This window comes from Bacillus sp. JJ1122 (genome assembly GCF_036964885.1).
Classification (GTDB): Bacteria; Bacillota; Bacilli; order Bacillales; family Cytobacillaceae; genus Mesobacillus.
This window is the reverse complement of sequence record NZ_JBALQL010000019.1, coordinates 42717-50212: the sequence shown is the minus strand read 5'-3', so window position 1 is coordinate 50212 and position 7496 is coordinate 42717. Positions and strand designations below refer to the sequence as shown.

Here is a 7496-nt window from a genome sequence, read left to right as displayed (position 1 = left end):
CAATCAACAGGATTTAAAAATCAACATTCAGCTTTAACAGAACCTTTCATTTTATTCATACTCTCCGTTTTTATTTACACTTAGTTAAGGAGTGTAATCAACTTTGGGCGTATATCTGTTACTTGCGTTCCATAATAGATATTCATTAATTCCCTGATCATTGAGTGCCCGGATTTGGTCTTCGACTTCTTTCTTTCCGTAAATCAGGTAATTCCCGCTGCCAAGCCATGATGCCGTAAAGTCTTGTAGCCAAGGGCGAGAAATTGGCGGTGTTTTTAATTCATCTAATTTTCTCTTTTCAAGCTTTGCATATTCGACAACAAGCTTGTATGGCTCGGTATCAGGCTTGGCGATTCCAAAATAAGATGTCCAATGGCTTGGATAAATCATGGACGATATTAAATCTACATTTTCAGAGATTTTCGAGAAGTTCTGTCCGATTCCAGGAGCTTCAGGCAATGTCGCTGTATAGCCAAAAATATCTACCGATACTTTTACATCATAAGGCTCGAGTTCCTTTCGTGCATACGCGACAAAGTCAGTCACTGCGTTTACACGTTTTTGAACATTGTCCATTTTTACGTCCTTATAGTCCCCCATCGAATAAACAAGAGAAGCATCTCTGTTTTCAAAGCCTTCAGGGAATCGAACATAGTCAAATTGGATTTCTTTAAAGCCCATTTTGGCAGCTTCAATTGCTATTTGGACATTGTAGTCCCAAACCTCTTTTACAAAAGGATTAACAAAGGACTCACCTCTGCCATTTTTCCAAATTTCGTTCCCTGCTTTATAAGACCACTCTGGTTTTTTTTGCGCCAAGGCAGTATCCTTAAATACTACAACTCGAGCAATAGGATAAATTTGTTTTTCTTCAAGTGTCTTCATCATTTTCTTCGGATCTTTGATATAAGGTTTTCCTATGTCTTTAAATGCTGATGTTTCTTCTGGTTTGTATGTAAGGTAACCGTGGTCGTCTTTTATATCAATTACCATAGCATTTAAATCAGTTTTATCAATAAGATCAATAAGTTGATTAAACTTTTCTCCGCCGGCTGAATGTCCTGTCACATAAATCCCCCTTACAGCCTCTGGATATGTAAATTCAAACCCAGAATCGAATTTAAACCTTGGCATCTGATCGGGGATATTTCTAATAAAAGATTCATGTTCCCTTATAGGCAGTTTTTCGGTATTATGCGTTTTTTCGGCAGCAAATACTTCACCATTCATTTGTGATAAAGAGGCGGCCAATAAAGCTGCTGCTGCTATTTTTTTCATCTGCACTTATCATCTCTCCTTTTATATCTGGCACAATGTTTCTTATAATATATGAATCCTTGATTCTCATCTATGAATCTATTTTACCCACTTTCGACACTTTTAGATATCATAGTCTCATAATTTTGTTGGGATTTCTTTCCGAAATATATTAGTAACAAAGCAAAAAAAAACGATCTCAAATAATGAGATCGTCAAATTTATTTTACGTATTGCTGCTGATATTGTTTTAATTCTTTTTCTGAACAATATACATAGTGTCCAGCAGAGACTTCACGCATTTTAACTTCTTCGTTATCAGCGTACTGGTGCAAGTTTGGATCGTATGTCTTGCGGCGACGCGTACGTTCAGATTCTGGATCTGGAAGCGGAATCGCTGATAGTAACGATTGTGTATAAGGATGCAGAGGATTGTTGTAAAGGTCTTCTGCAGGAGCTAATTCGACTAGCTTTCCGAAATACATTACTCCAATTCTGTCGCTGATATATTTAACCATTGATAGATCATGTGCAATAAACAAGTATGTTAACCCTTTTTCACGTTGCAGTTTCTTCATCAGGTTTACAACTTGTGCCTGGATAGAAACATCTAAAGCGGAAATAGGTTCATCTGCAATAATAAATTCTGGCTGTACAGCAAGTGCGCGGGCAATGCCGATGCGCTGCCTTTGTCCGCCTGAAAATTCATGCGGATAACGGTTGGCATGTTCTCTATTTAAGCCGACAGTTTCAAGCAAGCTATATACCATTTCCATTCTTTCTTGTTTACTTTTCGCGAGACCATGGATATCAATGCCCTCTGCAATAACATCAGAAACCTTCATCCTTGGATTCAATGATGCGTATGGATCCTGGAAAATCATTTGCATACTTCTGTTAAATTTCTTTAAGTCTTTCTTATTTTTCTTGCCGTGTACGTTTTCACCTTTGAAGATTACTTCTCCATCAGTAGCATCATACAGTCTGATGATAGTTCTGCCAGTTGTAGACTTACCACAACCGGATTCTCCAACCAAGCCAAGTGTCTCTCCTTTATAAATATGAAAAGAGATACCATCTATAGCCTTTACTTCATTTGCTTGCCCCATATTGAAGTATTGCTTCAAATTCTTTATTTCAAGAAGCTTTTCTTTATTTTCCATGAAGCCAGTCCTCCTCTTACAGTTATTTCACGCCTATGAATTTCCGCATTCTGCTCTTTACAGCTGCCGGTGGTTCTACTTTGGGAGCATCTGGATGCAACAGCCAGGTAGCAGCATAATGTGTGTCAGAAACCTTAAACATCGGAGGCTGTTCTTCTAAATCGATTTGCATCGCATATTCATTACGTGGAGCAAAAGCGTCGCCCTTTGGCGGATGCAATAAGTTAGGCGGCGTACCAGGGATTGCATAAAGCTCTTCTTCTTTTGCATCCAGGCTTGGCATGGAACTGATCAAACCCCAAGTGTAAGGATGCTGCGGATTATAGAAAACTTCATCAACTGTGCCGATTTCTACTATTTTTCCTCCGTACATAACTGCCACACGGTCAGCTACATTAGCCACAACGCCAAGGTCGTGCGTGATAAAAATAATCGAAGTATCGATTTTATTCTGTAAATCCTTCATAAGTTCAAGAATTTGAGCTTGGATCGTTACATCAAGAGCTGTTGTAGGCTCATCGGCAATTAACACCTTAGGATTACAAGCTAAAGCAATAGCAATTACAACCCTTTGTCTCATACCACCTGAGAATTGGTGTGGATATTGGTTAATCCGCAATTCTGGTTTTGGAATACCTACAAGCTTAAGTAATTGCAGAGCACGTTCTTTTGCAGTGGATTTGCTCATGTTTTGATGCTTGATAAGCGGCTCCATAATTTGCTTGCCCACTTGCATGGTTGGGTTTAATGATGTCATCGGATCCTGGAAAATCATCGAAATATCTTTTCCACGTATCTTTTGCATTTGTCTGTCAGTAAGCTTAGTCAAGTCCTTGCCGTCAAATAGAATCTGGCCACTTTTTATTTCGGAGTTTCCTGGAGGCAATAATCTCATGATAGCTTTAGTTGTTACTGATTTTCCAGAACCCGACTCACCTACGATTGCCAGGGTCTCTCCCTTTTTCAGTTCAAAATTCACACCGCGGATTGCTTGAACCTCACCCGCAAATGTATGGAAGGAGATATTTAAATCTTTAACTTCTAAAATATTTTCCATAATTATTCACCTACCCTATTAATCGCGCATTTTTGGATCAAGCGCGTCACGTAATCCGTCTGCCAGCATATTAAAAGTGATCATGATGATACTGATGATAATAGCTGGAATGATCATTTCATGTGGATGAAGTCTAAGGACTTTAAAACCATCATCAATTAATGTACCAAGAGAAGCTAGCGGATCCTGTAATCCCAGACCAATAAAGCTCAAGAAAGCTTCAAAGAAAATGGCATTTGGAATTGTGAACATTGTATTGATGATAATGACTCCGGCAAGGTTTGGAAGCAAGTGCTTTGAGATGATTTTTCCATCTGATTCTCCTAATGTTCTTGAAGCAAGCACAAATTCCTGTTCCTTTAATTTCAATACCTGAGCACGGACGACACGTGCCATACCGACCCAGCCTGTAATAGTCAAGGCGACCGTAATTGAAATAATACCTGGTTTCAGCACAAGAATCATCAAGATAACGATAATCATTGTCGGTATTCCTACTAATACTTCAGTAATACGCTGCATGACATTGTCTAGTCGGCCTCCATAAAAGCCTGAAATCGCACCATAAGCAACCCCGATAAGCATATCGATTAATGCTGCTAATAAAGCGATATACAATGAAATTTGCGTTCCCTTCCATACACGTGTGAATAAGTCACGGCCTAGTGCGTCAGTACCAAACCAGTAATATTCTTTTACCTTTTTCATTTCATACATATTGATTTCTTTACCAGCATTATTGACCTTTACACCGTCAAATGGAAGCCAGCTTATATTTTCAAGACCCTGGATTCGAGGAGGCAAGTTGTTATGCCTTACGTTTTGGGTATCATATTCTTTACCGCTAATCAGTGGACCAATGAATGCCATTGCTACAAGTAAAAGCATGACAATCAAACTTGCCAATGCAGCTTTATTTTTACGGACACGCATCCAAGCATCCTGCCAGAAGGTTAAGCTCGGCTTGTTGATCTCCTCGCTTTTAGACGAATCGATAACCGCCGGTCTAAAACGATCTGGTGAAATTTTCGCTTCAAAATCAGCCATTACTTATTACCTCCAGACAGCCTGATGCGTGGATCAATGATTCCATATAAAATATCCACTACTAGGATGATGATTACAAATAATGCAGCAAATAAAATGGTTGTTCCCATAATAACAGGGTAATCATTAACTGTAATCGATTTTACGAATTGCTCCCCAAGTCCCGGGATGGCAAAAATCTTTTCTACAACTAGTGAACCAGTCATCATTGAAATAGCCAAAGGGCCAAGTACAGTTACCAGTGGAATCAAAGCATTTCTCATTGCATGCTTGAAGGCAATCTCAAAGAAACTTGCACCTTTTGCTTTAGCAAGCATGATATAATCCGAACCCATTACCTCAATCATTTCTGTTCTCATAAAACGTGCAGCGATCGCGATGGGGAACATAGACAATGCAATAGTCGGTAGCACTGTGTACTCAGGGCCTTTCCAGAATAGGACAGGGAACCATCCTAGTTTTACACCAATAAAGTACTGCAATAAACCGGCAAATACGAAGTTAGGGATTGATTTTCCCAATACAGCCAAAAATGTTGAACCATAATCAACCCAGCTATTTTGCCTGATTGCGGCGAAAATACCTAATACTAAACCTATAATAGTTCCTACTACCATTGCCTGGAAGCCTAATTGTGCAGATGGCCCCAAACGTTTGATCATCAAATCCGTTACCGGAGTATTATTAAATTGAAAAGAAATACCAAGATCACCTTGCAGTAAGTTCCCGATATACTTGGCATATTGTACAGGTACCGGCTGATCCAATCCATACTTTGCTTTCATTATTTGCAGCTGTGCCGGCGGCAATTTTGCAGCACTCGCGAATGGCGTACCTGGTATGATTTTCATTAAGAAAAAGGTCAGGGACGCAATAATGAAAAGAGTTAAAAACATATAAAAGAATCTCTTAAGTAAGTATTTCCCCATATGTGTGCACCTCCTATATTATTTCAATTTTCCCTATTGTTCGACAAATGCCATACAGGGAAAAAGAGAGTATATCTAGATATACTCTCTTTCTATCCTCAGAATTATTACACTCTGAAATAAGAAACTGCTATAGTTACTATTCTTCGATTGTTACCCATTGGAATGAGTAGTCAGGACCATAGTTATAGATCGCAAGACCTTTAACATTTGGATTCAATAGGATGTTAGCAGCACGCTGGTAAACTGGAGCTAGACCGAAGTCTTCGCCAAGCATGATTCTTTCAGCTTCTTGCTGTGCTTCCCATTGAGCTTTTTCATCAGTTGCAAGTTTGCCTTGAGCATCCTTGATTAACTGATCGTATTTAGGGTTAGAGTATGCCATTCTGTTGCTTCCGCCATCTGTAATCCATAGGTCAGTGAATGATAACGCGTTACCATAGTCAGGACCCCAGCCAGCGAATTGAAGATCATAATCCATTGCGTTGTCACGCTCTAGACGAACTGCGAAAGGAACACTTTCAAGCTTGACTGTCAAGCCAGGAAGGTTTGTTTCTAATTGGTTCTTGATGTAAGCATCAGTTTTCTTAGCTGCTTCAGTGTCTCCACCAAGGTAGCGAATTTCTAGCTTATCTACGCCAAGTTCTTTAAGTCCAGCTTCCCATGCTTTCTTAGCTTCTTCAGCGTTGAAAGTAACGATGTCGCCGTTCTTTTCACGGAAGTCTTCACCGTTTAGAGATACGAAATCTTTTGGTACGAAATAGTTTGCAGCAACAGATCCGTTGTTAAGGATGCTTGCAGCAAGGTCTTCTTTGTTGAAGCCCATTGCAATTGCCTTACGGATGTTTACGTTAGCAAGAGCTTTGTTCTTTTGGTTCATTTTGATCCAGAATACAGTTGGCTCCATCCAGCTAAGCATACGGTCGTCGCCTTCATATTGTGGAACGATATCAGAAGAAAGCAATCCAGTCATGTCTGTTTCGCCAGCTTCGAATGCGTTTACAGCAGAGTTAGAATCTTTAACTACGTTTACAGTGATTTTTTCAAGTTTAACTTGATCAGCATTGTAATAGTTTTCGTTCTTTTCAAGTACCCACTCAGTAGCGTCAGTACCTTCCCACTTAGTCATCTTGAAAGGACCGTTGTAAAGTAAGTTTTCAGCATTGCTTGCGAAAGCTTCGCCTTTTTCTTCAACAAACTTCTGGTTTTGAGGATAGAATGTTGGGAAAGCGAATAAGTCAGCCCAGTATACTACTGGCTTATCAAGTGTTACTTCTAAAGTCTTGTCATCAAGAGCTTTAACTCCAAGAGTGTTAAGATCGTAAGGCTTCTTAGCAGCACCAAGTGCAGTGATTTCAGCAGCACCCTTGATTTTGCCACCCATCATGTATGGGCCGTATGGAGAAGCAGTCTTAGGATCGATTGCGCGCTGCCAAGCATACACGAAATCTTTAGCCGTTACAGGCTCTCCGTTTGACCATTTAGAGTCACGAAGTTTGAAAGTGTAAACAGTTTTGTCTTCGCTGATTGTTGGTTCTCCATCAGCAAGTGCAGGAACTGGCTTGTGGTCCTGTCCAAGACGGTATAGACCTTCACCTACGTTGTTTATGTATGTGAAGCTAGTAGAACCTTCTGCAAGTACAGTGTCCATTGTTGGGATTTCAGAAGAATCCAACATTCTTAGTTCTTGTGGCAGATCTGATTTTTCAGCTGGTGTTGCGTTGTCATCGTCCTTAGGCTTGTCGCTAGCATTGTCGTCTTTTCCGCCGCTACATGCAGACAGGAAAAGAGAGAATACTAGAGTCAGAACCAAAAGCAATGAAAATTTTGACTTTTTCAAAGTTATGCCCCCTCTTTTTTTGTTGTTTTCTGAAAACTTTTTACATTCCCTATTATACATAGATTGAAAAAAATGTTCAATATTTTTCCGCGAAAAATTTACAACATTGAAACAATAGTAATAAATTACCTGAAAAATATGTGTTATAATGGTGACTTATAGGCATTTGTTCAATATTTCGCATACTTGGCTCACTGTAATAT

6 protein-coding genes are annotated in these 7496 nt (G+C 39.6%); all 6 read right to left on the bottom strand.

The features are described 5' to 3' along the window. Window positions 1–84 precede the first annotated feature (84 nt). The gene (locus tag V7201_RS10950; protein WP_335376880.1) at window positions 85–1278 is read right to left on the bottom strand and encodes a putative glycoside hydrolase; all 1194 of its coding nucleotides are present in this window, start codon (window positions 1276–1278) and stop codon (window positions 85–87) included. A 200-nt stretch (window positions 1279–1478) separates the two neighbouring features. Continuing rightward, complete coding sequence (locus V7201_RS10945) at window positions 1479–2420, bottom strand: ABC transporter ATP-binding protein (RefSeq protein ID WP_335376767.1); 942 nt, start codon at window positions 2418–2420, stop codon at window positions 1479–1481. Window positions 2421–2442: 22 nt separating this feature from the next. Continuing rightward, a complete protein-coding gene (locus tag V7201_RS10940) occupies window positions 2443–3477 on the bottom strand; it encodes an ABC transporter ATP-binding protein (protein WP_335376766.1) in 1035 nt (344 codons plus the stop codon). Between the two features lie 18 nt (window positions 3478–3495). Continuing rightward, complete coding sequence (gene opp3C / locus V7201_RS10935; RefSeq protein WP_335376765.1) at window positions 3496–4524, bottom strand: oligopeptide ABC transporter permease; 1029 nt, start codon at window positions 4522–4524, stop codon at window positions 3496–3498. Beyond that, entirely contained in the window at window positions 4524–5453 is a 930-nt protein-coding gene (gene opp3b, locus V7201_RS10930; protein WP_335376764.1) for an oligopeptide ABC transporter permease, read from the bottom strand. The genes opp3C and opp3b overlap by 1 nt, the downstream gene beginning before the upstream one ends. 139 nt (window positions 5454–5592) lie before the next feature. After that, entirely contained in the window at window positions 5593–7293 is a 1701-nt protein-coding gene (locus tag V7201_RS10925; RefSeq protein WP_335376763.1) for a peptide ABC transporter substrate-binding protein, read from the bottom strand. Between the last annotated feature and the right edge of the window lie 203 nt (window positions 7294–7496).